27 protein-coding genes and 1 pseudogene are annotated in these 24,595 nt (G+C 70.1%); 11 read left to right on the forward strand and 17 right to left on the reverse strand.

Translation table 11 applies throughout. The features are described 5' to 3' along the window. Nucleotides 1–331 (reverse strand): annotated as a pseudogene (locus EST54_RS13050) (hypothetical protein); the annotation flags it as partial. A gap of 196 nt (nucleotides 332–527) precedes the next feature. On the opposite strand from EST54_RS13050, the gene EST54_RS13055 reads away from it, so the two are divergent. After that, nucleotides 528–1,130, forward strand: coding sequence for a TetR/AcrR family transcriptional regulator (locus tag EST54_RS13055; protein WP_129247771.1), 603 nt, complete (start codon nucleotides 528–530; stop codon nucleotides 1,128–1,130). Nucleotides 1,131–1,225: 95 nt separating this feature from the next. Here EST54_RS13055 and EST54_RS13060 read toward each other — a convergent pair whose 3' ends face one another. From EST54_RS13060 to EST54_RS13090, 7 genes are all read right to left on the reverse strand, one after another. Then, nucleotides 1,226–2,665: a nucleobase:cation symporter-2 family protein gene (locus EST54_RS13060; protein WP_129247824.1), complete on the reverse strand. Its 1,440-nt coding sequence runs from the start codon at nucleotides 2,663–2,665 to the stop codon at nucleotides 1,226–1,228. Between the two features lie 294 nt (nucleotides 2,666–2,959). Next, nucleotides 2,960–4,363: an 8-oxoguanine deaminase gene (locus tag EST54_RS13065; RefSeq protein WP_129247772.1), complete on the reverse strand. Its 1,404-nt coding sequence runs from the start codon at nucleotides 4,361–4,363 to the stop codon at nucleotides 2,960–2,962. A gap of 318 nt (nucleotides 4,364–4,681) precedes the next feature. Beyond that, nucleotides 4,682–5,629: a factor-independent urate hydroxylase gene (gene pucL / locus EST54_RS13070; RefSeq protein WP_129247773.1), complete on the reverse strand. Its 948-nt coding sequence runs from the start codon at nucleotides 5,627–5,629 to the stop codon at nucleotides 4,682–4,684. Between the two features lie 7 nt (nucleotides 5,630–5,636). Further along, nucleotides 5,637–6,044, reverse strand: coding sequence for a hydroxyisourate hydrolase (uraH, locus tag EST54_RS13075; RefSeq protein WP_129247774.1), 408 nt, complete (start codon nucleotides 6,042–6,044; stop codon nucleotides 5,637–5,639). Beyond that, nucleotides 6,041–6,553: a 2-oxo-4-hydroxy-4-carboxy-5-ureidoimidazoline decarboxylase gene (gene uraD / locus EST54_RS13080; protein ID WP_129247825.1), complete on the reverse strand. Its 513-nt coding sequence runs from the start codon at nucleotides 6,551–6,553 to the stop codon at nucleotides 6,041–6,043. The genes uraH and uraD overlap by 4 nt, the downstream gene beginning before the upstream one ends. 239 nt (nucleotides 6,554–6,792) lie before the next feature. Next, a complete protein-coding gene (locus EST54_RS13085; protein ID WP_129247775.1) occupies nucleotides 6,793–7,191 on the reverse strand; it encodes a helix-turn-helix domain-containing protein in 399 nt (132 codons plus the stop codon). Further along, nucleotides 7,188–7,457 carry a hypothetical protein gene (locus tag EST54_RS13090; RefSeq protein ID WP_129247776.1) on the reverse strand — a complete coding sequence of 90 codons (270 nt, stop codon included), beginning with the start codon at nucleotides 7,455–7,457 and terminating at the stop codon, nucleotides 7,188–7,190. Before EST54_RS13090 ends, EST54_RS13085 begins: the two co-directional genes overlap by 4 nt. A gap of 135 nt (nucleotides 7,458–7,592) precedes the next feature. Here EST54_RS13090 and EST54_RS13095 point away from each other — a divergent pair, with 135 nt between their 5' ends. From EST54_RS13095 to EST54_RS13115, 5 genes are all read left to right on the forward strand, one after another. Then, complete coding sequence (locus EST54_RS13095) at nucleotides 7,593–8,432, forward strand: TIM barrel protein (protein WP_129247777.1); 840 nt, start codon at nucleotides 7,593–7,595, stop codon at nucleotides 8,430–8,432. A gap of 59 nt (nucleotides 8,433–8,491) precedes the next feature. After that, complete coding sequence (locus EST54_RS13100; protein WP_129247778.1) at nucleotides 8,492–9,412, forward strand: 2-hydroxy-3-oxopropionate reductase; 921 nt, start codon at nucleotides 8,492–8,494, stop codon at nucleotides 9,410–9,412. Nucleotides 9,413–9,764: 352 nt separating this feature from the next. Then, nucleotides 9,765–11,246 (forward strand): catalase, encoded by a 1,482-nt coding sequence (locus EST54_RS13105; protein ID WP_129247779.1) that lies wholly within the window; start codon nucleotides 9,765–9,767, stop codon nucleotides 11,244–11,246. A gap of 463 nt (nucleotides 11,247–11,709) precedes the next feature. Beyond that, nucleotides 11,710–12,459, forward strand: a complete 750-nt coding sequence (locus EST54_RS13110; RefSeq protein WP_129247780.1) for a hypothetical protein — start codon at nucleotides 11,710–11,712, stop codon at nucleotides 12,457–12,459. An 81-nt stretch (nucleotides 12,460–12,540) separates the two neighbouring features. Then, nucleotides 12,541–12,921: an MmcQ/YjbR family DNA-binding protein gene (locus EST54_RS13115; RefSeq protein WP_129247781.1), complete on the forward strand. Its 381-nt coding sequence runs from the start codon at nucleotides 12,541–12,543 to the stop codon at nucleotides 12,919–12,921. 17 nt (nucleotides 12,922–12,938) lie between these two features. Here the strand turns inward: EST54_RS13115 and EST54_RS13120 are convergent, their stop codons facing one another. Beyond that, the gene (locus EST54_RS13120) at nucleotides 12,939–14,579 is read right to left on the reverse strand and encodes an AMP-binding protein (RefSeq protein ID WP_129247782.1); all 1,641 of its coding nucleotides are present in this window, start codon (nucleotides 14,577–14,579) and stop codon (nucleotides 12,939–12,941) included. A 311-nt stretch (nucleotides 14,580–14,890) separates the two neighbouring features. On the opposite strand from EST54_RS13120, the gene EST54_RS13125 reads away from it, so the two are divergent. Next, nucleotides 14,891–15,694: an NAD-dependent epimerase/dehydratase family protein gene (locus tag EST54_RS13125; protein ID WP_129247783.1), complete on the forward strand. Its 804-nt coding sequence runs from the start codon at nucleotides 14,891–14,893 to the stop codon at nucleotides 15,692–15,694. Nucleotides 15,695–15,769: 75 nt separating this feature from the next. Here EST54_RS13125 and EST54_RS13130 read toward each other — a convergent pair whose 3' ends face one another. Then, nucleotides 15,770–16,066, reverse strand: coding sequence for a hypothetical protein (locus EST54_RS13130; RefSeq protein ID WP_129247784.1), 297 nt, complete (start codon nucleotides 16,064–16,066; stop codon nucleotides 15,770–15,772). Nucleotides 16,067–16,369: 303 nt separating this feature from the next. On the opposite strand from EST54_RS13130, the gene EST54_RS13135 reads away from it, so the two are divergent. Next, a complete protein-coding gene (locus EST54_RS13135) occupies nucleotides 16,370–16,921 on the forward strand; it encodes a YciI family protein (protein WP_129247785.1) in 552 nt (183 codons plus the stop codon). Between the two features lie 68 nt (nucleotides 16,922–16,989). Here the strand turns inward: EST54_RS13135 and EST54_RS13140 are convergent, their stop codons facing one another. From EST54_RS13140 to EST54_RS34435, 6 genes are all read right to left on the reverse strand, one after another. After that, a complete protein-coding gene (locus EST54_RS13140) occupies nucleotides 16,990–17,406 on the reverse strand; it encodes a hypothetical protein (RefSeq protein ID WP_129247786.1) in 417 nt (138 codons plus the stop codon). 117 nt (nucleotides 17,407–17,523) lie between these two features. Continuing rightward, nucleotides 17,524–17,706, reverse strand: a complete 183-nt coding sequence (locus EST54_RS34430) for a hypothetical protein (protein ID WP_129247787.1) — start codon at nucleotides 17,704–17,706, stop codon at nucleotides 17,524–17,526. Between the two features lie 41 nt (nucleotides 17,707–17,747). Beyond that, a complete protein-coding gene (locus EST54_RS13150; protein WP_129247788.1) occupies nucleotides 17,748–19,289 on the reverse strand; it encodes an AMP-binding protein in 1,542 nt (513 codons plus the stop codon). 224 nt (nucleotides 19,290–19,513) lie between these two features. Further along, a complete protein-coding gene (gene dmpI / locus EST54_RS13155; protein ID WP_129247789.1) occupies nucleotides 19,514–19,696 on the reverse strand; it encodes a 4-oxalocrotonate tautomerase DmpI in 183 nt (60 codons plus the stop codon). A 168-nt stretch (nucleotides 19,697–19,864) separates the two neighbouring features. Beyond that, nucleotides 19,865–20,215, reverse strand: a complete 351-nt coding sequence (locus tag EST54_RS13160; protein ID WP_129247790.1) for a type 2 periplasmic-binding domain-containing protein — start codon at nucleotides 20,213–20,215, stop codon at nucleotides 19,865–19,867. Further along, nucleotides 20,209–20,355 (reverse strand): hypothetical protein, encoded by a 147-nt coding sequence (locus EST54_RS34435; RefSeq protein ID WP_154074017.1) that lies wholly within the window; start codon nucleotides 20,353–20,355, stop codon nucleotides 20,209–20,211. Before EST54_RS34435 ends, EST54_RS13160 begins: the two co-directional genes overlap by 7 nt. A gap of 99 nt (nucleotides 20,356–20,454) precedes the next feature. Here EST54_RS34435 and EST54_RS13165 point away from each other — a divergent pair, with 99 nt between their 5' ends. Continuing rightward, nucleotides 20,455–21,054, forward strand: a complete 600-nt coding sequence (locus tag EST54_RS13165; protein WP_129247791.1) for a GNAT family N-acetyltransferase — start codon at nucleotides 20,455–20,457, stop codon at nucleotides 21,052–21,054. Between the two features lie 429 nt (nucleotides 21,055–21,483). On the opposite strand, the gene EST54_RS13175 is transcribed toward EST54_RS13165, so the two are convergent. Then, nucleotides 21,484–22,527, reverse strand: coding sequence for an Lrp/AsnC family transcriptional regulator (locus EST54_RS13175; RefSeq protein ID WP_129247792.1), 1,044 nt, complete (start codon nucleotides 22,525–22,527; stop codon nucleotides 21,484–21,486). Between the two features lie 176 nt (nucleotides 22,528–22,703). On the opposite strand from EST54_RS13175, the gene EST54_RS13180 reads away from it, so the two are divergent. Both EST54_RS13180 and EST54_RS13185 read left to right on the forward strand, forming a co-directional pair. Continuing rightward, on the forward strand, nucleotides 22,704–23,420 hold the full coding sequence (locus EST54_RS13180) for an SDR family NAD(P)-dependent oxidoreductase (protein ID WP_129247793.1): 717 nt from the start codon (nucleotides 22,704–22,706) through the stop codon (nucleotides 23,418–23,420). 130 nt (nucleotides 23,421–23,550) lie between these two features. Continuing rightward, entirely contained in the window at nucleotides 23,551–24,525 is a 975-nt protein-coding gene (locus EST54_RS13185; RefSeq protein WP_129247794.1) for an amidohydrolase family protein, read from the forward strand. Nucleotides 24,526–24,595 lie beyond the last annotated feature (70 nt).

Consider the following 24,595-nt stretch of genomic DNA (forward strand, 5'->3'; position numbering starts at 1 on the left):
CCGTGGTCTTCGCCGAGGTCCGCACCCTCCGGGCCGCCGTGCACAGCGGCGAGTACGGCGGCGGGAGGCTGCCGGTGATGACGGGCGCGGTACCGGGGAGGTTGAGCTCGCCGATATCGGCCACACCGGCGTCCCGGAGCAGGGCGACGAGCAGATCGCGGGCCTGGAGCACCGGTTCGGGGGAGAAGCCGGGGAAGGCGATCGACGGGATGGCCGCCAGCCGCTTGAGGTCGGCGCACACCCCGTCCATCAGGGCGTCGACGGTGGTCTCCAGAGCGCCGCCGGCCGCGCCGGCGCGGCGGAAGGGCGGGTCGCCGGCGTTCTCGTGCACCGCGGAACCCCTCTCCGTGGCGCCGTCGCCGCGCACACATCGACCTCCTGACTCCCTGTCAGGGCCGATGCAGCATATCCGGCATGAGACGGTAAATGCTGATATGTGCGTGCGTGCTCTCGCCACGTCACTACGTTTATAGTGACTCGCCCCTGCACCAGCAGGACGAACGAGCACGGCACGAAGGGCGCGCGGCGTGGCACGACGGCGGGAGCAGGTCCTGGACGCGGGGATCCAGGTACTGGGCAGCGACGGCGCGCGGCGCCTGACCTATCAGGCCGTGGACGCCGCGGCAGGGGTTCCGTCGGGCACCACCTCCAACTACTTCCGCAACCGGACGGCCCTGATCGACGGCATCGTCGACCACCTCCAGGAGCGGGAGCACCGCGACTGGGAGGCCTTCGCCGCGGCGGCCGCCCCGGCCGATGCCGGTGAACTCGCCGATGCCGTCGGCCGGTTCCTGCGGTACGTGACCGGCCCCGAGCGCACCAGGACCGCCGCCCGCTTCGCGCTCTACCTGGAGTCCACGTCCCGGCCCGAGCTCCGCCCTGCGCTTACTCGCGGACGGGAGGCCGTCGTCGGCTGGGGCGCGGAGTGGCTGCGGCGCTTCGGCTCGCCGGCACCGCGGCGGCACTGCGGGATCCTCCTCGACTACATGGACGGGGTGGTCTTCCGGCAACTCGCCTTCCCCGCCGAGGACTTCGACCCGGTTCCAGGGGTCCGCGAGCTGTTGTCCGGGCTGCTGGACCGAGCGCCGCAGGACCGGAAGACGTACGGCGAGAGCCACCGCGCCGACTGACGCCGTCTGCCCCTGCTCCCCCGCCGGAACAGCCCAACGGCCCGCAGGAGAGCCGCAGTTGGCGCTCCCGTACGGGCCGTTGCCCTGTTCCGGCGTCAGTGGGCGGGCGCCGCCGCGGGCTCGCCGGCGCCGCCGTCGGTGGCGAGGCGCGGTGGTTGCGCGGCCTCCGGATCGCCGGGGGCACCGGTGTCCGGCGCCGTTTCTGCGTCCCTGTTCCTGAAGTGGTTGAAGGCGAGGTTGAGGACGATGGCGACCAGACAGCCGGTGCTGATGCCGGAGTCCAGGACGACCAGCAGGTTCTTGGGGAGGGCGTGGTAGAAGTCCGGCGCGGCGATCGGGATCAGCCCGATGCCGACGGCCGCCGCGACGATCAGGGCGTTGTCGTCCTTCTCCATGGCGGCGGAGGCCAGCGTCTGGATGCCGCTGGCGGCCACCGAGCCGAACAGCACGATGCCGGCCCCACCGAGGACCGGCAGCGGGACCAGCGAGATCACCGAGGCGGCCACCGGACACAGGCCCAGCACGATCAGGATCAGCCCGCCGGTCGCCACGACGTAGCGGCTGCGCACCTTGGTCATCGCGACCAGGCCGATGTTCTGGGCGAAGGCGCTGTTGGCGAAGCCGTTGAACAGCGGGCTGAGGGCCGTGCCCAGGGTGTCGGCGCGCAGTCCGCCCTCGATGGTGCGCTCGTCCGCCGGCCGGCCGACGATCTTGCCGAGGGCGAGCATGTCGGCCGTCGACTCGGTCATACAGACCAGCATCACGATGCACATGGAGACGATCGCGGCGATGTCGAACTGCGGGGCACCGAAGTGGAACGGCGTCGGGAAACCGATCAGGGACGCCTTGCCGAGGGCGGAGAAGTGCGTGATGCCGACGGGTATCGCGATCAGTGTGCCGGCGACCAGCCCGAGCAGGATCGCGATCTGCTGGAGGAAGCCGCGCAGCACCCGGCGCAGCACCAGCACGATCACAAAGGTCAGCGCGGCCATCCCGATGTTGGTCAGCGAACCGAAGTCCGGAGCCTGCGGATTGCCGCCCTGGGACCAGTTGAAGGCCACCGGCAGCAGCGAGACGCCGATCAGGGTGATGACGGTGCCGGTGACCACCGGCGGGAAGAACCGTACGAGCTTGGAGAAGTACGGGGCGAGGAGGAACCCCAGTACACCGGCGACGATCACGGCACCGAAGATGACCGGCAGCGCATGGCCGGGGCTCTGGGCCTTGCCGATGGCGACCATCGGCGTGACCCCGGCGAAGGAGACCCCGTTCACGAACGGCAGCCGGGCGCCGACCTTCCAGAACCCCAGCGTCTGCAGCAGCGTCGCGATGCCCGCGGTGAACAGGCTGGCGCCCATCAGGAACGCGGTTTCGGTGGCGCCGAGCCCGCAGGCCGGCCCCACGATCATCGGCGGGGCCACCACACCCGCGTACATCGCGGCCACGTGCTGGAGGCCGCTGGTGATCATCTTCAGGGGCGGGAGGGTCTCGTCAACGGGGTGTTTCCGGTCCCCCTCCGACTTCTGCCCGGTCATTGCGGCCACTGCGGGCCTCCTTCGTTTTCTGCGTCGCCGGAGCAGGCGATGCGAGGCTGTCACGGAGGGCTTGCGAGGTGCTGCGTGGTGGAGATGTCGCCTGGTGAGCGGTGCTGCGTACGGGTGCGCTTGTGGCGCGTGGACGGCGGCAGGTCCGACCGTCCCGGGGGTGCGGGCAGTACCCGTACCCCCGGGTCCGGCGCTTGTGGATCCCGCTCGGATCCACAAGCCCGGCCGGGAGCCGTCCCTCCCGGCCGAGTCAGGGGTCGTCGGCCGATGGACCGCGCCGCGGGGTCAGTCCCCGGCGGCGATCCGGGCCAGACGCTGTGCCTCGGCCCGCGCGGTGCGGGCGAGGGTGTCCTCGTCGACGTTGCTGAGGTGGTTGTCCTCGACGACCGGCCGGCCGCCGACGAGGGAGAGGGTGACCGGTGCGGGCGGGCCGAAGACCAGCGCGGTGACCGGGTCGGCGATGGAGGAGTGGCCGAGGCCGTCCAGCTTCCACAGCACCAGGTCGGCGAGCTTGCCGGCCTCCAGCGAACCGATCTCGGCGGTCCGGCCGAGGACCTGCGCACCGCCGTACGTGCCCAGCCGCAGCGCCTTGCGGGCGTTCAGCGCGGCCTCCCGGTGGGCGCCGAGGCGGTTGATCAGCAGGGCGTTGCGCAGCTCGGTGTGGAGTTCGCCGGACTCGTTGGAGGCGGTGCCGTCCACACCGAGGCCGACCGGGACGCCGGCCGCCAGCATGTCGGGGACGCGGGCGATGCCGGCCGCGAGGCGGGCGTTGGAGGACGGGCAGTGCGCCACGCCGGTGCCGGTGCGGGCGAAGGCGGCGATGTCGGAGTCGTTCATGTGGACGCAGTGCGCCATCCACACGTCGTCACCGAGCCAGCCGGTCGACTCGAAGTAGTCGGTGGGGCCCATGCCGAAGAGCTCGTGGCAGAACTTCTCCTCCTCCACGGTCTCCGAGCCGTGGGTGTGCAGCCGCACGCCCTTGCGGCGGGCCAGCTTCGCGCCCTCCCGCATGAGTTCGGTGGAGACGGAGAACGGCGAGCAGGGCGCGGCGGCGATGTGCACCATCGAGCCGAAGGAGGCGTCGTGGTGCCGGTCGATGGCCTCTTCGGTCGCCAGCAGGGCGCCCTCGGTGGTCTCGACGGCGAAGTCCGGGGGCAGCCCGCCGTCCTTCTCGCTGCGGTCCATGGAGCCGCGGGCCAGGGTGATCCGGGCGCCGATCTCGGCGGCGGCGGCCAGTTCGGCGCCGACGAGGTCGCCGGAGCCGCGGGGGAAGACGTAGTGGTGGTCGGAGGCGGTGGTGACGCCGCCCTTGACCATCATGCCGAGCGAGCCCTGGGTGGCCGCGGCGAGCATCGGGGCGTCGATCCGCGCCCAGGTCGGGTAGAGCGCGACCAGCCAGTTGAACAGGTTGTGGTCGGTGGCCAGCCCGCGGGTGATCCACTGGTAGAAGTGGTGGTGGGTGTTGACCAGGCCGGGCGTGACCAGATGTCCGGTGCCGTCCACCCGGCGTACGACACCCGGAAGACCCTCGGGCGCCTTGCCCGCACCCACCGACTCGATGAGGTTGCCGGCGACCACCACATGGCCGGTGGCGTACTCGGTGTCCTGGGCGTCGACGGTCGCGAGGGCACAGTTCTCGATGACGATGCGCCGCGTCTCCGCGCCGTCAGGGGATGCCGATGCAGCCATGGTGCTTTCCTTCGTTCGGTTCCGGCATGGGGATCCCCCTGGACGGGTCAGGTCCCGCCGCTCGCACGACGTCGGGAGCGGGGGACGGTCTCGGTCCCAGGGGGAGGGCACGGCATGGCCCTACGGAATTGAGTGCCGGAGCCGGGCGGGACGGCCGGGTGGGCCGCCGCCCGTGGGGTGCTCCGGGTGCCGAATGAGGGGAAGCGCAGCGGGAGCAGGAGCGCGTGTGCGCCGGCTGTGTCACAGGTCGCTCCCCTCGGGGTGCGTGCCCCTCCCCGCCGCGGGGCGGGGAGCGGGCACGGCGTGGCGTCGGGACGCTCAGAGGTTGGTCAGATCCACGGGGATCCGGGCTTCGACACCGTCGCGCAGGACGGTGGCTTCGATCAGGCCGTACGGGCGGTCCGCCGCGTAGTAGACGGCTCCGTCGGGGGTGTCGTTCTTGATTCCGAACGGCTCCAGATCCACCAGGAAGTGGTGCTTGTTCGGGAGGGAGAAGCGGATCTCGTCGATCTCGGAGCGATGGTTGATCACGCGTGATCCCATCTGGTACAGCGTCTGCTGGAGCGAGAGGCTGTAGGTCTCCGCGAACGCCTGCAGGATGTGCTTCTTGACCTGCTCGTACGAACGCTCCCAGCCGGGCATCCGCTGGTCGTCGTCGGTCCAGTTGAACCGCCAGCGGGCGGACACCTCGGTGGCCAGGATGCGGTCGTAGGCCTCTTTCAGGGTCGTGTACTTGTCCTTGATGTAGCCCCAGAACTCCGAGTTGGTGGAGTTCATCACCACGAGGTCCTTGAGACCGGAGATGACCTGCCACCGCTCACCGTCGTAGGTGATCTCGGTCAGCCGGGTCTCCTGGCCCTTGCGGACGAAGGAGTGGTTGACCTCGTCGGAGCCGATGAAGCGGGAGTTGGCGTCGGAGCCGGCGATCCGCTCCCAGGCGTACTCCTCGATCCGGATGCGGGCCCGGTGGATCGGCTCCTGACTGGTGACGAAGTGCCGGGCCAGATGGATGCCGAACTGCTCGGCCGACTCGATCCCGTACTCCTTGGCGAAGGCGTAGACGGTGTTCTTGGTCGTATCGGTGGGCAGGCAGTGGGCGTTGGAGCCGGAGAGGTGGACCTCTTCGAGATCGCCGGAGAGCGAGACCGAGACGTTCAGGTCCTTGATGTGGTGGGTGTCCCCCTCGCGGGTGATCTTGACGACGCGGTTTTCCGCTTTGCCGTACTGGTTCTGGCCGAGCATCACCGGGCGGGAATGGGCAGTCATGTCGGTGCTAGCTCCCTCGGTATACGGAGTAGCCGAACGGGTTGAGCAGCAGCGGTACGTGATAGTGCTCGCCCGGAGTGACGGCAAAGGTGATTGCCACCTCCGGGAAGAAGACTCCGCTGTCCCTTGCGCGGGGGGCGTCCTGCTGTTCCTCGGCTTGCTGGTGTGCCTTGCTGGATACGAAGTACTCCTCGACGGCGAAGTCGAGGCGCACATGGGTGGTGCCGTCCGGCAGCGCCGGCAGGTCCTTGCAGCGTCCGTCCGCGTCGGTCGTGGACGCGCCGTGGGCGGTCCAGGCGGCGTCGCTGCCGGAGCGCACCGAAAGCGTGAGGGCGACGCCCTCCGCGGGGCAGCCCACGCTGGTGTCCAGGATGTGCGTGGACACCGACGTCCGTGCAGCCGTCTCGCCGCTCATGCTGCGTCTCCTTCTGCGCGCTGCGCGCTACGGGTCAGGCGGATGCGGTTGATCTTGCCGAGCTCCACCCGCACGATCTCTCGTTCCTGGTCCGGCGTGTTGTCGATCCGGTGCCGGATCGCGTCCCGCATCTGCTCACCGGTGCGGCCGGAGGCGCAGATCAGGAAGGTGTGCCCGAACTTCTCCTGGTAGGCCAGGTTGAGTTCGAGCATCTCCGCCTTGAGCGCGGCACCGGCGCCGGCCATCCCGCTCTGCTCGCGGTGCGAGGTCGGGTCTCCGGGCCTGGGCCGGCCGATGGGCGGGTGCCCGGCCACCGCCTCGGCCAGATCGTCCGCGGTCAGCTCGGCCATGGCGGCGTCGCTCGCGGCGCACAGGGCGTCGGTGGTGGTGTAGGGGCGCCCGGCGAGAATCCGGTCTCCCCATGCCCGGCTGGCACACACCTCGTGCAGGGCGGCCCGGGCCGTCCTGTCGTCGGCGGCGTTGAGCCGGCTGAGCCCCGGCGGGGGCACGGGGGTGTCCCCCGTCGAGCGCGGTGAACTCGAAGACACGGGAAGCCTCCGTGGCAGGTGGTGCGGCAGGTGATGCGAGACAGCTCTGGTTGGCTGGAAACAGCTAAGACCCCCGGCCACACCACGTCAACACTTTGTTGAAAAGTTGGTGACACAAAAGCCACCGTCGGGTGATTCCGGACGGAAATGCCGCCCCGCCCGCCGCTCTCCTCGCGCCGCTCGCCCCTCTGCCTGTCCCGCTACTCGCCCGCCGTCTGCGCCCCGGGCTCCCGCGCGGCGCTTTCGCGGTTCAGGTAGTTGTAGACGGTGAAGCGGCTGACGCCGAGGGCGGTCGCGACCGTTTCGACGCCGTGGCGGACCGAGAAGGCGCCCCGGGACTCCAGGATCCGCACCACCGACTGCTTGGTCTTGCGGTCCAGCTCCGCCAGCGGCTTGCCGTGCCGGCGCTGGAGCTCGACGAGGATGTGGTCGAGGGACTCCGACAGGTGGGGGAGGCGTACGGCCACCCGGTCCTGCCCCTCCCAGGTCAGCACGACGTCATCACCCTGGGCCTGGTCCGGTGCGACCAGCCGGCCGCCCATGGCATCGACCAGCGGCTTGACGGCCCGGACGAACGGGTGGTCGGCGGGCTCCGTCACGTCGCCGCCCCCTCGCCGCGCCCGGCGTCCGCGATCACGTTGACCTGGAGGGAGACCCGGGTGGCGCCCGCCTCCAGGGCCTCCCGCAGCAGGGCGTTCACCGCACCGAGCACCTGGTCCGCGTCACCCTCGGCCGTATTGCCGAACGGGCCGACGTCGACGGCGTCCAGTGCGGCGCCCGTGACGACCTCCCGCGCCACCACCGCATGCGGGGGCGCCTCGTCCAGGTCGAACGGCTCCGTCGTGAACTCCACTCTCAATCGCACGTCGCTCAACCTACGCGCGGTTCGGCCCGGCCACCAGAAATTGCCCCGGGGCCCCCTTGACAGTCTCCGAGCCCGCCAGGCAGTGTTCCATTAAGCAGAAAAACAGTTCCACTATCCGGAAGGGGCGCCGGCCTGATGGGCTTCACGGACACGCGCTTCAACGTCAATCTGTCGATCCTGTTCACCGAGCTTCCGTTGCTGGAGCGGCCGGCGGCCGCACGGGCGGCGGGTTTCACGGCGGTGGAGCTGTGGTGGCCGTGGGTGGACGCCCCGGTTCCCGAGCCGACGGAGACGGCCGCCCTGCGCGCGGCGCTGGAGGACGCCGGGACCCGGCTGGTGGGCCTGAACTTCTACGCGGGGCAGCTGCCGGGGCCCGACCGTGGCGCGCTGTCCGTCCCGGGGGCGGAGTCGGAGCGGTTCCGGGCGAACGTGCCGGTGGCCGTCGAGTTCGCCCGCTCGCTGGGCTGCACCTCCTTCAACGCCCTGTACGGCAACCGCGTCGAGGGCGTGAGCGAGGCGGAGCAGGACGAACTGGCGCTGGAGAACCTGGCGTTCGCCGCCCGCGCGGTCGCCGAGGTGGACGGGGCGCTGCTGATCGAGGCGCTCAACGCGCCCGAGTCGCCGCGCTGCCCGATCGTCTCGGCCCCCCGGGCGATCGAGGTCGTGGACGCGGTGAACGCGGCCACCGGCCTGGACAACGCCCGGTTCCTGATGGATCTCTACCACCTGTCGATGAACGGCGAGGACCTGCACGAGGTCATCGACCGCTACACCGCGAAGACCGCGCATGTGCAGATCGCCGACAACCCGGGCCGCGGCGCCCCCGGCACCGGCGACCTCGACTTCGCCGATCTGCTCGACCGCCTCGACAAGGCCGGTTACGACGGCTGGACCGGCCTGGAGTACAAGCCCGGCGACGGGCCGAGCGCGGGCGCCTTCGCCTGGCTGCCGGCCCCGCTGCGCGCGGCGAGCTGACCCGTAGGAAACCGGCGGCACCCCGCCTGACGACGCACGCTTTCGAAAGAGGCACCCTCATGAGCAACCTTGCTGACTCCTCCCGCCCGACCCGCCCGGCGATTGCATGGATCGGCCTGGGCATCATGGGCTCCCCCATGGCCGAGAACCTGCTCAAGGCCGGCTACTCGGTCACCGGCTACACCCTGGAGGCCGACAAGCTGGAGCGGCTGGCCGCGGCCGGCGGCACCGCGGCCGACTCGATCGCCGCGGCGGTCGCCGATGCCGACGTCATCATCACCATGGTTCCCGCCTCCCCCCAGGTCGAGGCCATCGCCTACGGCCCCGACGGCATCCTGGAGAACGCCCGGCCCGGCGCGCTGCTGATCGACATGTCCTCGATCACCCCGCAGACCTCCGTCGACCTGGCCGAGGCCGCCGGCGACAAGGGCATCCGCGTCCTGGACGCCCCGGTCTCCGGCGGCGAGGCCGGTGCCGTCGAGGCCGTGCTGTCCATCATGGTCGGCGGCAACCAGGCGGACTTCGACGCCGCCCGCCCCCTCCTGGAGGCGCTGGGCAAGACCATCGTGCTGTGTGGTCCGCACGGCTCCGGTCAGACCGTCAAGGCCGCCAACCAGCTCATCGTCGCCGTCAACATCCAGGCGTGCGCCGAAGCCGTCGTCTTCCTGGAGAAGTCCGGCGTCGACCTGGCCGCCGCCCTCGACGTCCTCAACGGCGGGCTGGCCGGCTCGACCGTCCTGACCCGCAAGAAGGACAACTTCAAGAACCGCGACTTCCGGCCCGGCTTCCGTATCGACCTGCACCACAAGGACATGGGCATCGTCACCGACGCCGCCCGCACCGTCGGCGCCGCCCTCCCGGTCGGCGGCCTCGTCGCCAACCTCGTCGCCGCGCTGCGCGCCCAGGGCGACGGCGGCCTCGACCACTCCGCCCTGCTGCGCGGCGTCGAGCGCCTCTCCGGACAGCCCACCGCCGGCTGAGGCCGTGGCCGACGACTGAGCGCACGACGGCCCGGCGGCACGACACACGCCGGGCCGCACGGCACGCCGTCGCCGGGCCGCACCATGCGCACGCGACGCGCGGTGTGCGGCCCGCGCCCGTCGCTGCCGTACACAGGCGCACCCACGGGGCCCGCCCCAGGCCCCCTCCACCCTTCCGGGCGGCGGCCGCGCCGACAACTGTCCTGTCGCGCCCAGGCGCGGCCGCCGCCCGGAATTCCGCGCCGCATCCCCACCCCCGGTTTGTTTCAACAAACTGTTGACGTTTGGTCCGAGCGCTTCTTACGCTCCGACAGCGGAAGCCAACTTCCGCGCTCTCGTACGGAAGGTCACCATGTCGAAGCCCACGCTGACGGCGCGCTTTCTCACTACGGAGGCTGGCGCCCCCGTCGCCGACAACCAGAACTCCGCCACCGCCGGCGTCGGCGGCCCGCTCGTCCTCCAGGACCAGCACCTGCTGGAGAAGCTCGCCCGGTTCAACCGCGAGCGCATCCCGGAGCGGGTCGTGCACGCCCGCGGCTCCGGTGCGTACGGCTACTTCGAGGTGACCGACGACGTCACGGGCTTCACCCGCGCCGACTTCCTCAACACCGTCGGCAAGCGGACCGAGACGTTCATCCGGTTCTCGACCGTCGCCGACAGCCTGGGCGGCCCGGACGCGGCCCGTGACCCGCGCGGCTTCGCCCTGAAGTTCTACACCGAAGAGGGCAACTACGACCTCGTCGGCAACAACACCCCGGTGTTCTTCATCAAGGACCCGATCAAGTTCCCCGACTTCATCCACTCGCAGAAGCGCGACCCCTTCACGGGCAAGCAGGAGCCGGACAACGTCTGGGACTTCTGGGCACACGCCCCCGAGGCCACCCACCAGATCACCTGGCTCATGGGCGACCGCGGCATCCCGGCCTCCTACCGCCATATGAACGGCTACGGCTCGCACACCTACCAGTGGACGAACGCCGAGGGCGAGGCCTTCTTCGTCAAGTACCACTTCAAGACCAACCAGGGCATCCGCAGCCTGAGCAGCGAGCAGGGCGCCGAGCTGGCGGGTAAGGACCCCAACAGCCACCAGACCGACCTGCTGCAGTCCATCGAGCGGGGCGTGTACCCCTCCTGGACGCTGTATGTGCAGGTCATGCCGGCCGCCGAGGCGGCGGACTACCGCTTCAACCCGTTCGACCTCACGAAGGTGTGGCCGCACGCGGACTACCCGCTCCAGCGGGTCGGCCGCCTGGTCCTGGACCGCAACCCCGACAACGTCTTCGCCGAGGTCGAGCAGTCCGCCTTCTCCCCGAACAACTTCGTGCCCGGCATCGGCCCGTCCCCGGACAAGATGCTCCAGGGCCGGCTGTTCGCCTACGCCGACGCGCACCGCTACCGCCTGGGCGTCAACCACACCCAGCTGCCGGTGAACGCCCCCAAGGCTGTTTCCGGTGGCCGAGCCGCCAACTACGGCCGGGACGGCCTCATGGCGACCAACGGCTACGACCGGCACGCCAAGAACTACGAGCCGAACTCCTACGGCGGCCCCGTGCAGACGAACGAGGCACTCTCCGCCCCGCTCGCGGTCTCCGGCCACACCGGCACCCACGAGGCCCCGGCACACACCAAGGACGACGACTTCTTCCAGGCCGGCGAGCTCTACCGGCTGATGTCCGAGGACGAGAAGAAGCGCCTGGTGGACAACATCGCCGGCGGCCTCTCCCAGGTCGGCCGCGACGACGTGATCGAGAAGAACCTCGCGCACTTCCACGCGGCCGACCCGGACTACGGCAAGCGCGTCGAGGCGCGGGTCCACGAACTGCGCGAGGACTGACGGGAGGTCAGCATCCTTGCGCATCCGTACCGGCCGGCCAGCTGAGGGGCGGCCGGCCGGTACGGAGAGGGAGCGCGGGCTCCGCGGCATCCGGGACACTCCAGTGCGGTGGGCAGCGCCCGCCCGGCAGGAAGGGCGAGCCGTATCCCTGCCGCGGAGCCCGCCTCCTCCACTCGGCCCCCACACGCTCCGTCCGGCGGCGCGATGTCCTGTCGCGCCGTTTCTCGCGCTGTCGGGCGGGATCCACCACAGGGCCCGGAATCCGTACGGTCACGGATTCCGGGCCCTGTGCCATGCGCGCCGGCCCCCGCCCCGGCTCCGCTCCCCCATACGCCATGGCTCCCCGTGTTCTTCCCCACCCGGGGCTCTCCCGCAATTCGGCCCCGGACGGCCGGTTTTGGCGAGACCATGGAGCCGGCAGCAGATCCGACCTGACTGCCGCCCGACCTGCCAGGAGCCCACCATGGCCGACAGCGTGCCGGTGCGGTGCCCCACGTGCCGCCGCGAGAACGCCTTCACCCCGCCCACCTTCCCGTGCGCCTGCGGCGCCCCGCTGACCCTGCCCGTGCTGCGCGGCGGGGTGCCCGTCGAGATACTGCACCGCACCTGGCAGGCCTCCTGGGTGGAGGTGCGCTGCGAGGTCTGCGGACGGCAGGACGAATGGCCGGCGCCGGAGTCCGGCTGCGCCTGCGGCACGGTCGTCCGGGTCCCGGTCGCCCCGGCCCCCACCCCGCCTCCCCCGAACTTCCCGTCACCCGGCCGGCCCACGAGGCAGCCCGCACCCGTGTCCCGCGCCCCGCACGGCGTCCCGTTCGGCACCCCGCGCCCGGCGTTCCGCCCGGTGACGATCCGCACGGCCCGCGACTGCGTCACCGCCGCCGAGCAGTATCTGAAGTGGCTGGGCTATGCCGATGTCGCACGGGCCCAGGAGCGCACCGCCTCCGGGGTGGACCTGCGCGGTACGGGCGTGGTCGCGCAGGTCGACCCGACCACCCACGCCACCGCGCTGCGGGACATCGAATGCGTCTGGCTCAACGGCCTCAACGACTCGGCCCTCGCGGTCTTCTTCTCCCTCGCCGGCTACGCCCGCGACGCCCGGTCGCGCGCCGACGAGCTCCGTCTCCCGCTGTTCGTCATGGACCTCACCGGCACCCCGCAGCCGGTCAACGACCCGGCCGACGAGCTGATCACGTACGGCCCGGCCGGCCGGTGACCCGACCGCGCGACACCCCCACATGACGAGACATCAGCTGCGCCCACCCCCGCCCGCCCCCTCTCCGGCGATAATGACGGCATGATCGACGCGAACACCCTGCGGGCCGTCTGCCTGGACTTCAACGGGGCGGCCGAGGAGTTCCCCTTCCCCCGGCACCCGGACGTGTCGACCTTCAAGGTCGGCGGCAAGATCTTCGCGCTGACGACGCTGACGCAGGCTCCGCTCACCGTGAGCCTCAAGTGTGAGCCCGAGCTGGCGGAGCGGCTGCGGGCCGCACACCCGGAGGTGGTGCCCGGCTATCACCTCAACAAGCGCCACTGGAACACCGTTTCCCTGGACGGCTCGCTGCCCGACCGGCTCGTTCTCGACATGATCGAGGACTCGTACGACCTCGTGGTCGCCTCGCTTCCGCGCGCCCAGCGGCTGCTGCTCGACTGGCCGGGAGAGCGCCGGGCCTGAAGCGGGCCGGCGGCCGCTCAGTGCGGCACCCGCCCCAGGTCCCTGGCCAGCCGCTCGCGCAGCTCGACCTTGCGGACCTTGCCGCTGACCGTCATCGGGAACGCGTCGACGATGTCGAGGTGGCGCGGCACCTTGTAGTGGGCGAGCCGGGAGCGGCAGAAGCGGGCCAACTCGTCGCGGGTGAGCGGGTCTTCGGGGTCGCGCAGGATGACACAGGCCGCGATCTCCTCGCCGTACTTCTCGTCGGGGACCCCGACGACCTGTACGTCGGCGATCTTGGGGTGGGAGTAGAGGAACTCCTCGATCTCGCGCGGGTAGACGTTCTCGCCGCCCCTGATGATCATGTCCTTGATGCGGCCGACGATCCGGACGTAGCCGTCGTCGTTCATCACAGCGAGATCGCCGGTGTGCATCCACCGGGCGGCATCGATGACCTCGGCGGTGCGCTCGGGCTCCTCCCAGTAGCCGAGCATCACGCTGTAGCCACGGGTGCACAGCTCGCCCGGTGTGCCGCGCGGCACGGTGACCCCGCTCGCCGGGTCGGTGACCTTCACCTCGATGTGCGGCAGCACCCGGCCGACGGTCTCGGTGCGGTGTGCGAGGTCGTCGTCGCGGCGGGTCTGGGTGGAGACCGGCGAGGTCTCGGTCATGCCGTAGCAGATGGAGACCTCGTCCATGTGCATCTCGGCGACCACCCGCTTCATCACCTCCTCGGGGCACGGCGAGCCCGCCATGATGCCCGTACGCAGCGAAGAGAGGTCGTAGGAGCCGAAGTCGGGGTGGTTGAGCTCGGCGATGAACATGGTGGGGACGCCGTAGAGGGAGGTACAGCGCTCGTCCTGGACGGTGCGCAGGGTGGTGGCGGCGTCGAAGGCGGGGGCCGGGATGACGATGCAGGCGCCGTGCGAGGTGCTGCCGAGGTTGCCCATGACCATGCCGAAGCAGTGGTAGAAGGGCACCGGCAGACACACCCGGTCGTGCTCGGTGTAGCCGAGGGTCTCGGCGACCCAGTAGCCGTTGTTGAGGATGTTGTGGTGGGAGAGGGTGGCGCCCTTGGGGAAGCCGGTGGTGCCGGAGGTGTACTGGATGTTGACCGGGTCGTCGGCGGTCAGGGTCTGTTCGCACTCCGCGAGCCGGGACTGCGGGACGGCAGCGCCGGCCGCCAGCAGCCCGCCCCAGGTGGGGTCGTCGAGGTAGACGACATCACGCAGCGCCGGGCTCTCGGCGCGCACCTGCTCGATCATCCGGCGGTAGTCGCTGGTCTTGTGGTGGGTCGCGGAGACCAGGACCGTGATGCCGGCCTGCCGCAGGACGTAGCCCAACTCATGGACGCGGTAGGCGGGATTGACATTGACGAGGATGGCGCCGATCTTCGCGGTCGCGTACTGGACGAGGACCCATTCGGCGCAGTTGGGGGCCCAGATGCCGACCCGGTCGCCCTTGGTGACGCCCTTGGCGAGCAGGCCGAGGGCCACCTCGTCGACCGCGCGGCCCAGTTCGGTGTAGGTCCAGCGGCGGCCGCTCGCCACCTCGACCAGCGCCTCGCGGTCGCCGAACCGGGCGAGGGCGCGGGCCAGATCGGTGCCGATGGTGTGGCCGAGCAGCGGTCGTCCGGCGGCGCCGCTGGCGTACGACAGTTCCTGGTGCGTGGGGCTCATCGGTGGTTCTCCTCCAGGGCGTCACGGGGGTGCGCGAAGAGCTGCTCCGCGCTCCCCGGTGCGAACGGCGGGATCTCGTCATCGGAGGCCGTGAAGGGATCGCCTTGTCAAGGGATCTTCACCCCTCATCAGCCGGGGATCAACACCTCCCCTGACCTCACGGCGCACAACCATCCGACGCCCCGGCCGAGCGGGTGAACGGTGGCTCCCGGTGCGGACCTGCGCACCGCGCGGGCCGGGTTCCCCGCTGCCTTGCCGAGCGGTTCCTCGACGGTGAAGATGCGAGGGTTGTCGAAACCTGGGGAGGCGCTGTGGGTCTGGGGACGGTGGCGGTGACGGGCGCGGCGGGGAACATCGGTTCCGTCGTGCGGGAGGCGCTGCGGCGAGAGGCAGCGCGCTTGATCCTGGTCGACCGCGTCCCGCTGCAACCGGAGGCCGGGAACGAGGACGTCCACACCGTCGACCTGCGGGACGCGGCTGCCGTGGAGTCGGCGCTCGCGGGGGCCGACCGCGTGCTCCACCTGGGAGGGGTCCCGGACGAGGCGCCGCTTCCCGACCTGCTGGAGGCCAACGTGCTCGGCACCCACCACGTCCTGGAGGCGGCGCGCCGCGCGGGAATCGAGCGGGTGGTGCTGGCCAGCAGTAACCGGGTGACCGGCTTCTACCCCGCGGGGCAGCACACCGGCCCGCGCGAACCGGTACGCCCCGACGGTCTGTACGGGGTGAGCAAGGCGGCCGTCGAGGCCCTCGGGCGCATGTACGCCGACAAGTTCGGTCTGTCCGTGGTCTGCCTGCGCATCGGCAGCTTCGAGCAGGCGCCCGCCGAGCCGCGGCATCTGGCGACCTGGCTGAGCCCGCGCGACGCCGTCGGCTACATCCGGGCCGCGCTGACCGCCCCGTCGTCCACCCGCTTCGCCACGGTGTACGCCGTCTCCGCCAACACCCGCCGTTTCTGGGAACTCCCCGACCCGGCGGTGCTGGGCTACACCCCCGTCGACGACGCCGAACTGCATGCCGGGGACATCCCCGGCACGGACCTCCCGGCCGACCCGGCCGCACCCCAGGCCGGCCCCTACGCCCTGCCCGAGTTCACCCTGAAGCACCTCGGGCCCTGACCCACGCCGGATGCGCATGTGGCGCGGAGGTTCCCGGCCCCGCCCACGTGCAGCCCCGGGGCCGGCGCCACGTGTTCACACGTCCGGATGGTCCGGCACCGGTGAGGACGCGACAGCATCGTCGAAGATCTGGTCCCGCGCCGAGACGACCAGCCTGTTGAGTGCGGTGGCCACGGCGAGCGTCTCGCCGGGCCGATCCGGGGCGGCGATCCGGTCGGTCGACTCGTCGAGGAAGGCCATCGCCTTCCGCATGAGGCCGTGCGCTTCAGGGGTGGCGGGAAGCGCGTCGGCTTTGATCAGGTTGAGCATCGTCTCCAACGCCCCGGCCAGCTCACGGACCGCTTCACGCATCTCGGTTTCGTCGGAATCCATGCGGCATACGATCGCGGGTCGGGGGTGAATGCGCCACCGCGCCTTTCGGCGGGAGGAGCCGGCTGAGTCCTGAACGGCACCACGTTCTCCCTGCATGTCGACCGCAGGAGCAGCGGGCGCGTTCGCGTACCGACCGGAGAACCACGCTCGTCACGAAGGGCTTTGGCGCGTCAAGGCCGCACCCCATGAGGCACGTCGGCCCTGACTCCCGTACCCGACACGGGAGTTGAGCGTCCGGTTCGGTGGCGTACATACGGACGTACGGGGGCGGGCCGATGCCGGACGGTGGTGAAAACTGTGGGCATGGAGTTCTTCTGCTACCACCGCGATCGGCCCGGTTCCGTCGCGCTGCGTCACGAGCTGCTGGAAGAGCACTGGTCCTACATGGACCGGTACGCAGCGGAGATGATCGCCCGCGGGCCCACCCTCGCCGGCGACGGCGACACGCCCACCGGCAGCGTGCACGTCGTCGACCTGCCGGACCCCGCCGCCGCCCGCGCATTCGCCTTCGACGAGCCCGGTTACCAAGCCGGCGTGTACCGGGACGTGTTGCTGCGGCGGTGGCACAACACCCTGGGGCGCACCATGTGGGATTTCCCCGGCGGCCGGACCGGCGGCAACCGGTACCTGGTGCTCGGCCTCGGCACGGGGCCGGCCGCCGACCTCGCCGTGCCGCCCGATCAGGACGAGCTCATCGCGTACGGGCCGCTGCTGTCCGACGACGGCACCGACTGGCTGGGCACGGCGGCGCTGGTCCGGGCGCCGGACGCGGACGCGGCACGCGCCGTCCTGACCCCGGAGCGGTACGCCGACATCGAGGTCCACCACTGGCAGTTCGGCGGGCGGCCGTCATGAACCGTGGCGTGGCGCTCGGCCCCTGCCGCCGACGGTGCGGACAGGAGCCGAGTGCCACGCCAAGACGGTCAGCGCACGGTGACGTTGAAGACGCCGGAGGCGGTCTTTCCGTTGACGATGCGCAGGTCGTTCTTGCCCTTCAGGCCGAGCTTGACGCCCAGCGAGTAGGTGCCCTTGTGCGTGACGGGCGCGGAGGCCGGCAGGGAGACCCACTTGCCGTGCTGCTTCTGCTGCAGGGTGACCTTGCTGCCCGCCTTGATGCCGGTCGTCGTGCCGGTGACACGGAACAGCGTCCATGCCTTGACCGAGGTCACCGACGGCTTCGCGGTGATGCCGGCCTTGGTGACGGGAGCCTTCTGCGTGACGGAAGTGGTGGACGCCGCCGGGGTGGCGGCTATCGCGGCGGTGCCCGCCAGGGCAACGGATGCCGCGCTGAGGGCGCCGACGGCAGCGATACGCAGGGAGTGCCGCTTGGTGACGATCATGGATGTCCCTTTCGGTAACGATGGTGGGTGTTCACGCTCAAAAGCTCATATCTGCACATTCGCGTGACTCTCGACCGAATAGATGCACCCTCAGCCGCGTGCGTTGTGGCCCCGGCGTCACTGTCTTGTAACAGGCGCGAGGGAGGCCCGGAGCATCGTGGCGCGCAGCGAGCAGAGCGCCGCGGCGACCAGCGTGGCGGCGGCGAGGAACGGGGCGGCGGTGTATCGGGGCGGCGTCCCGAAGTCGAATGCGAGACCGCCGACGATCAGGAGGACGGGCAGCCAGCGGGACACCTTCACCAGTGGTTCGCCCCGGTGCCCGCCGCCCTACGGGCGCACCCTCAACTGACCCCTCGGTCCCGCCCGGACCAGTACGGCTGCCGGAGCTTGAACTTCTGGATCTTGCCGGTGGCGGTACGGGGAATGCTGTCCCGGAACTCCACCGAGGTCGGGGCCTTGTAGCCGGCCATCCGCTGCTTGCAGTGGGCGATGATGTCGGCCTCCTGCGCGGTCGCGCCCTCGGCGAGGACCACCAGGGCCTTGATCGTCTCGCCCCACTTCTCGTGCGGTACGCCGATGACGGCGACCTCGGCGACGGCCGGGTGGCGGAAGATCGTGTCCTCCACCTCGATCGACGACACGTTCTCGCCGCCCGTGATGATCACGTCCTTCTTCCGGTCGGAGATCGTGAGGTGACCGTCGGTCTCGTCGAGGGTGCCGCCGTCGCCGGTGTGGAACCAGCCGTCCTCCAGCACGTCCGCCGTCTCCTCCGGCTTGTCCCAGTACCCGCCCAGCACCGTGTTCGACCGGGCCAGGACCTCACCGGACTCCGAGACCTTCAGCCTGACGCCGAGGGCGGGCAGGCCCGCGCGGCCGAGTTTGCGGGCGCGTTCCTCGGCGGGGAGGTCCAGGTCGGCGGGCCGGGTGCGGTTGAAGGTGAGCACCGGCGAGGTCTCGGTCAGGCCGTAGAGCTGGATGAACTCCCAGCCCAGTTCCTCCTCCACGCGCTGGATCGTCCTGGTCGGCGGCGGGGCGCCCGCGCAGACGATCCGCACCCGGTCACGGCCCGGGATCGCGCCCTCCCAGGTCGCCGCCGCGTCCAGCACCAGGTTCCAGACGGCCGGGGCACCGCACATGAGCGTGACCCCGTGCTCCGCCACCCGCCGCAGGATCTCCGCACCCTCGACCTTGCGCAGCACCACCTGCTTCGCGCCCAGACCCGCCATCACGTACGGCATTCCCCAGCCGTTGCAGTGGAACATCGGCAGCGTGTGCAGATAGACGTCGCGCTCCCAGGCCCGTGTGTGCAGGCCGAAGGTGAGGCCGTTGACCCAGATGTTGCGGTGGGTCAGCTGCACGCCCTTGGGCCGCGCGGTGGTGCCCGAGGTGTAGTTGATGGTCGCGGTGGCGTCCTCGTCCGGGTGCGCCCAGGGACGCGGCTCGACGCCGAAGCGCATCAGTCGGGTCTCGGTCTGCTCGCCGAGGACGAAGCGGTGGCGCGCCGTGACGCCGGAGAGCGCGTCGTCCAGCTCCGGATCGACGAGCAGGACCGAGGACCCGCTCTGCTGCACCACGTAATCGACCTCGTCGGGCTTGAGGCGGAAGTTCACCGGCACGCAGATCCGGCCGCTCATCGGCACCGCGAACAGCAGCTCCAGCAGGCGCGCGGAGTTGTGGGCGGCCACCGCCACCCGTTCGCCCTCCCCCACTCCGAGCGCGTCCAGGCCCGCCTGCCAGGCACGGACGCGTTCGGCGAACCGCCCGTACGTCGATGCGGGCACGGGCGGGGCGGGTTGCTGCGGTTCGTCGATCACTCCGGGGCTGTCGCGGAACCCCAGCTCGGCCCGGTCGAGGAAGTCCGCGATCGTCATCGGTGTCCGCATGCTCTCTCCTGCGTTCGGCTGACCTGAACCACATGTCTGCTGACTGGAAGGAGTGTGGCAGTTGCCGGGGCGAGGACGGCTGAAGCAGCAACTTTTCGTCATGGGAGGGCAAGCGGCCGGCCGCGGGGGAAGGGGAAGACGCCCCGGCCTGGCCCGGCGAGCGTGTGCGCTGCCGTAGGACGCCGGGCCGGCCCTCCCCCGTGCGGGCCGGCCCCGTCCGCCGGCTACTTGTCGGCGGTCAGGGTGCCCGCCGTACCCCAGCTGTCGGTGGGCACCTCCTGGATCCAGACCTGGACGGTGTCGGCGGGGATCTTGTACGCGTCGACGAAGGCGTCGGTGATCTGCTTGACCAGCTCCCGCTTCAGCTCGACGCTGCGCGGACCCTGCTGGACGGTGACGATCGGCATGAGAGAACTCCCTTGTCGGAGGCGGCCGTCCGGGAAACCCGGCACAGGTTCCGTGCCCGGCTCTCCCGGCTCCGCCCCGGTTTCCCCGGGCTCCTGGTGGTGCCCGGCGTGCCCTCAGTCCATCGCGGACGGCCGTCGCGACCAAGAAGCAGAACGCGCACCCAGCGATCACCGATCGAGATCGGACCCCGCGCCGTCGTCCCGCACCGCGCAGGCCCGCAGCAGCAGATCCAGGCCGGCGGGCGGGTCGTTACGGCGCACCGCGAGAAGGGTGGTGAGCTCCAGGCCGGGGTCGCGGAACGGCAGGAAGGCGGCCCGGGGGACGCTCAGCCGGCGGGCGTGCGCGGCGTAGACGACGGTCCACAGGCCGTCGTCCGCCGGGCCGCAGGCCCCGATGGCGGTCAGGGTGTCGTCCAGCGAGCCGAAGGAGGGCCCCGGGACGGGGCCGAAGCCGGCCTCCTGACAGGCGTGCACGACCAGGTCGACCAGCGCCCGGTTGGTGCGCCGTGCGGTCAACACCAGTGGGACGGGACCAAGTTGGGCGAGCCGGACGGGGCCGGGGCGGCGGCCCGGGCGCGCTTCTCGGCGGCGAGCAGCGCCCGCGCCTCGGGAAGGAACCGCTCGCCGGCGGCCGTCAGCCGCACCTGCCGAAGCTCCACCGCTCCCCCGTCCCCGGCCCGGTTCCGGCCTGTCGGGGGCCGTTCCCCGGCCGGTCAATTCCCTTGCCGCGCCGTCCGCGGCCGCGACATCATCCCCCCATGATCGACGCCACCGCACTCTCCGGGAAGCCCGTACTGACCGGCGCCCGGATCCGTCTCGTACCGCTGTCGGCGCGGCATGCGGACGCCTTTTACGCCGCCTGTCATGACCCGGAGACGCGCCGGCTGACCGGTACCCACCACGACTTCACGCGGCAGGAGATCGAGGACTGGTGCGCCGGATGCGCCGACCGCCCGGACCGGCTCGACCTCGCCGTCGAGGACCGGGAGAGCGGTGCGTTCCTGGGCGAACTCGCGCTGAGCCAGATCGACCGGGACAACGCCCACGGGGTGTTCCGGATCGCCCTCGTCCCACACGCCACCGACCGCGGCATCGGCAGCGAGGCGATACGGCTGCTGCTCGCCCACGCCTTCGACCGGGTGGGCCTGCACCGCGTCCAGCTGGAGGTCTTCGACTACAACCCGCGCGCCCGGCGGGCCTACGAGAAGTGCGGCTTCGAGGTGGAGGGCCGGCTGCGCGAGGCCCTCCACTGGGACGGCGAGTGGCACGACGTGCTGGTGATGGCGGCGCTGCGGACGCGGCGGGGGACGGGCACACCCACAGAAGAACCGGCCCAGGGCACCATCATTTCTGCCTGAAGCAACTGAAGGCGATTCACATCGGTCCCGGGGTCAGGGTCAGGACGGGCTTTGCTCGTCGGAATGCGTCTTGGTCCGGCGTGCTGGGTCCGACGTGAGTATGAGGCGGTTGCTGGACCCTCAGACGGATTCACGCTACGACGCCATGCCTCCAGGGTTCTGATCCGTTGGGTGTCGAGTACCGGCATGAGCCTCGCTCAAGGCGCAAGGTGCTGGTTTCCGTGGGGTATTCGACTGGCTCGGCGCCATGACGTGGTTCCCCGTCCATGACCATCCCAAGGACAAAGCCTCCTACGACTTCACCCTCACCGTTCCCCAGGGAAGTACCGCGGTGGCCAACGGTACTTACGGTGGGCAGAAGACGGCTCACGGGCGCACACCTTCCGCTGGAAGCAGCGAGAGTGTCGCGACGCCACGGGCCTGCTTACGTCACGCTTGAGTGGCGGGCCCGATGAGGCGATCGCCGGACAGTAGCGTGCCTGCTTGCTTGACGTGCCGTAGGACAGGTGACACTTCCATACTTTGCAGACCAGGCAGAGCCCCGATGCGATCCGACGTGAATTCGAAGAGTTCGTCGAGGTCTCGGCAGTGGGCAACGGCATGGACGTTGTAGGGGCCGGAGATGGCCGCCGCGAAAGCGATCTCGGGTTCTCGTGCCAGCGAGCGTCCGACATTCTTCACCTCTGACGGATGCACTCGCAACCACAGGTTGGCCCGCGCGTGATAGCCCAAAGCTGCTGGGGCGATCTCGACGTCGATGTGGACGACGCGTTCCTCAAGCAGGACGCGCAGGCGGCGGGATACGCGGCCTGGTGTGGAGTCCGCCGCTGCGGCGAGAGTGACGAGACTGGCCCGACCGTCTGCAACGAGCGCGTCAAGAATCTTCTCGTCTTCGGCGGTGAGGTGTACGGGGTCGTGAGTGACCACCGGAGACTCCGTGAACGGGGGGCCGTCGCTCCCGAGCATGGCTTCCTGCTTCGGGGACAGCGCGCCGTGGAGTGCCGCCCAGTAGTGACCGCGGCCTCCCATGAACTGGCGGAGCATGGCGAAGGCACTGATGTCGAGCACCGCCGCGGTGCGCGGAAGTCGTTGGCCGAGCAGTTCTTCGCGCTGCGCTTGATCCCGTGACTGAGTCGCGCACGTGACTTCGGAGCCCGCTGCGCCAAGAGCTACCCAATTGACATCGTCCCGCTTGGCGAGTGCGCCCGCGATCGCCCCGACGCTGCCGGGCCGGCAGCGTAGTCGTACCAGCCATCTGCTTTGCCCCAACGTTCCCGGGTTGACCACGCCGATGACGCGGATGACCCCGTCCGCGTGCAGGCGCCGATATCGGCGGTTGATGGTGCCTTCGGTGAGGCCTAGCGCGGCTGCTATCGAGGCGAAGGAGGCTCTCGGGGCAACCTGCAGCGCACGAATGATTCGCACATCATCGGGCTGGATTGCGAGGGATTCATACATGGATGCACCTGCCATAGCAGGAATCCTACAAATCGATCTGCCGGGATCTCACTTGCGGCCGCACGGCAAGCAGACTTGTTCCGTACCGATGAAGAGCCACAGCAGTGCGTATTCCGGTGTCGCCCCAAGGCGGTCTCGGTCGAGGACGCACGAAGTGAGCTTGCGACGTAAAGGAACGGAGATGACGCTCCATGTCATCGACTGACACAGGGCAGCACATGTCGACCGCCCTCATCGTCGGGGCCTCGCGCGGCCTCGGCCACGCGATGGCGGCTGAATTCCTCGGCCGAGGATGGAACGTCATCGGCACGGTCCGCGACACCTCTGCGCAAACGCCCCTGCACGATCTCGCCGACCGGGCCGAGGGGCGCGTCACCATCGAGCATCTCGACATCAACGAGCCCGACCACCTTGCGCCCCTGCACGAGCGTCTTGCGGAACGCCAGCTCGATCTGCTCTTCGTCAACGCCGGCACCACGAATAATGAGCAGACACCCATCGGCAAGGTGGCGACAGACGATTTCGTCGAGGTGATGGTCACCAACGCTCTCGGCCCCATACGCGTCATCGAGACGCTCGAAGACCTGGTGTCCCACACCGGCCTCATCGGAGCGATGTCGTCCGGGCAGGGCAGCATCACGAACAACACGACCGCAGGCCGTGAGGTCTACCGGGGAAGCAAAGCGGCCTTGAACATGTTTATGCGCAGCTTCGCGATCCGGCAGGCGGGGACACAGCGCGGCTTCGCCCTCCTGGCACCGGGCTGGATCCGCACCGCGCTCGGGGGGCCCGACGCGCCGTTCACCGTCGAAGAGAGCGCCCCGCTTCTGGTGGACGTCCTGCTGTCCAAACTGGGCACTCCTGGCCTGGCGTATCTGGACCGCTCGGGCCGGACAGTGCCCTGGTAAGCCCCACCGAGCGACCCTTGCGGGTGGCCTGACGACCAGCAGGCACCGCAAGCGGTCTCCTCACACGGAACGCCCCATCACCCGCGCCTGACGTGGCCAACACGCAGGCGAATGCAAAGGATTGACGGCTGTGCCGCTCATCGCCATCGAAGAACACTGGATCATGCCGGACGTGACGTCCGGCCTCCGAGCTGTGTTGCAGCCTGACGAAAGCCTTGCCTTCAACGAGATGGGCGACAACCAGGAACGTCTGGAGGACCTCGGGGCCGGCCGCATCGCGGCCATGGATGCTCAGGGAATCGACGTGTCCGTCCTCGCCCTGACACCGCCGGGAGTCCAGCCGCTGCCGCCCAGGGAGGCACTGGCTCTGAGCCGCGCCGCGAACGATATGGCTGCAGCGGCCGTCGCCCGGCACCCGACCCGCTTTCGATCGCTGTCCACTCTCCCCATGTCGTCACCGAAGGACGTCGGGGGCGAGCTGGAAAGAGCTGCGGGCATGGGGCACGTAGGCACCATGGTCTATGGCCGATCGGGCGACCTGTTCCTCGACGACCCCGCCTATGACGACTTCTTCTGCGCCGCATCAGAACTCGGCCAGCCCGTGTTCATCCATCCGCAGCTGCCCTCGACCGCAGTCCGAGACGCCTCATTTCGCGGATTCGACCGCATGACCGACCTCGCCCTCGCCACTTTCGGGTGGGGGTGGCACCTGGACGCCGCAATTGCGGTACTCCGGCTGATGCTACGAGGAACGTTCGACCGTCATCCCGACCTTCAAGTTGTGCTCGGCCACTGGGGAGAGATGCTGCTCTTCTGGCTCGACCGAGCTGACAGCCTTTCCCGTATCGCCGGGTTGGAGCGATCCATATCGGACTACGTCCGGTCGAACTCATATATCACTACCTCCGGCATGCTCAATCCGGCGTTCCTGCAGCACGCCCTGTCCGTCACCTCCGTCGACCGGTTGATCTTCTCGACCGACTACCCGTTCCAACAGCCAACCAGAGAAGAAATCGATGCCTTCCTGAAGCACTTCTCGTCAGACGCGGAACGCAAGCAGTTCTCGTCGGCCAACGCGGCATCCCTGTACGGCATTGCCGTCTAGGCGGTGTTTGAGGTGGTGAGCAAGAGTCGCATGCGGACGACTTCGTTCTCCACCGCTGCGGACGTGCGGT

This window comes from Streptomyces sioyaensis (assembly GCF_004122735.1).
GTDB lineage: Bacteria > Actinomycetota > Actinomycetes > Streptomycetales > Streptomycetaceae > Streptomyces > Streptomyces sioyaensis.

Excerpts from the sequence above, each read along its gene's own strand:
- EST54_RS13060 (WP_129247824.1), bottom strand. The coding sequence starts at position 2,665 with ATGACCGGGCAGAAGTCGGAGGGGGACCGGAAACACCCCGTTGACGAG.
- EST54_RS13065 (WP_129247772.1), bottom strand. The coding sequence starts at position 4,363 with ATGGCTGCATCGGCATCCCCTGACGGCGCGGAGACGCGGCGCATCGTC.
- pucL (WP_129247773.1), bottom strand. The coding sequence starts at position 5,629 with ATGACTGCCCATTCCCGCCCGGTGATGCTCGGCCAGAACCAGTACGGC.
- uraH (WP_129247774.1), bottom strand. The coding sequence starts at position 6,044 with ATGAGCGGCGAGACGGCTGCACGGACGTCGGTGTCCACGCACATCCTG.
- EST54_RS13095 (WP_129247777.1), top strand. The coding sequence starts at position 7,593 with ATGGGCTTCACGGACACGCGCTTCAACGTCAATCTGTCGATCCTGTTC.
- EST54_RS13100 (WP_129247778.1), top strand. The coding sequence starts at position 8,492 with ATGAGCAACCTTGCTGACTCCTCCCGCCCGACCCGCCCGGCGATTGCA.
- EST54_RS13105 (WP_129247779.1), top strand. The coding sequence starts at position 9,765 with ATGTCGAAGCCCACGCTGACGGCGCGCTTTCTCACTACGGAGGCTGGC.
- EST54_RS13110 (WP_129247780.1), top strand. The coding sequence starts at position 11,710 with ATGGCCGACAGCGTGCCGGTGCGGTGCCCCACGTGCCGCCGCGAGAAC.
- EST54_RS13115 (WP_129247781.1), top strand. The coding sequence starts at position 12,541 with ATGATCGACGCGAACACCCTGCGGGCCGTCTGCCTGGACTTCAACGGG.
- EST54_RS13120 (WP_129247782.1), bottom strand. The coding sequence starts at position 14,579 with ATGAGCCCCACGCACCAGGAACTGTCGTACGCCAGCGGCGCCGCCGGA.
- EST54_RS13130 (WP_129247784.1), bottom strand. The coding sequence starts at position 16,066 with ATGGATTCCGACGAAACCGAGATGCGTGAAGCGGTCCGTGAGCTGGCC.
- EST54_RS13135 (WP_129247785.1), top strand. The coding sequence starts at position 16,370 with ATGGAGTTCTTCTGCTACCACCGCGATCGGCCCGGTTCCGTCGCGCTG.
- EST54_RS13140 (WP_129247786.1), bottom strand. The coding sequence starts at position 17,406 with ATGATCGTCACCAAGCGGCACTCCCTGCGTATCGCTGCCGTCGGCGCC.
- EST54_RS13150 (WP_129247788.1), bottom strand. The coding sequence starts at position 19,289 with ATGCGGACACCGATGACGATCGCGGACTTCCTCGACCGGGCCGAGCTG.
- dmpI (WP_129247789.1), bottom strand. The coding sequence starts at position 19,696 with ATGCCGATCGTCACCGTCCAGCAGGGTCCGCGCAGCGTCGAGCTGAAG.
- EST54_RS13165 (WP_129247791.1), top strand. The coding sequence starts at position 20,455 with ATGATCGACGCCACCGCACTCTCCGGGAAGCCCGTACTGACCGGCGCC.
- EST54_RS13175 (WP_129247792.1), bottom strand. The coding sequence starts at position 22,527 with ATGGCAGGTGCATCCATGTATGAATCCCTCGCAATCCAGCCCGATGAT.
- EST54_RS13180 (WP_129247793.1), top strand. The coding sequence starts at position 22,704 with ATGTCATCGACTGACACAGGGCAGCACATGTCGACCGCCCTCATCGTC.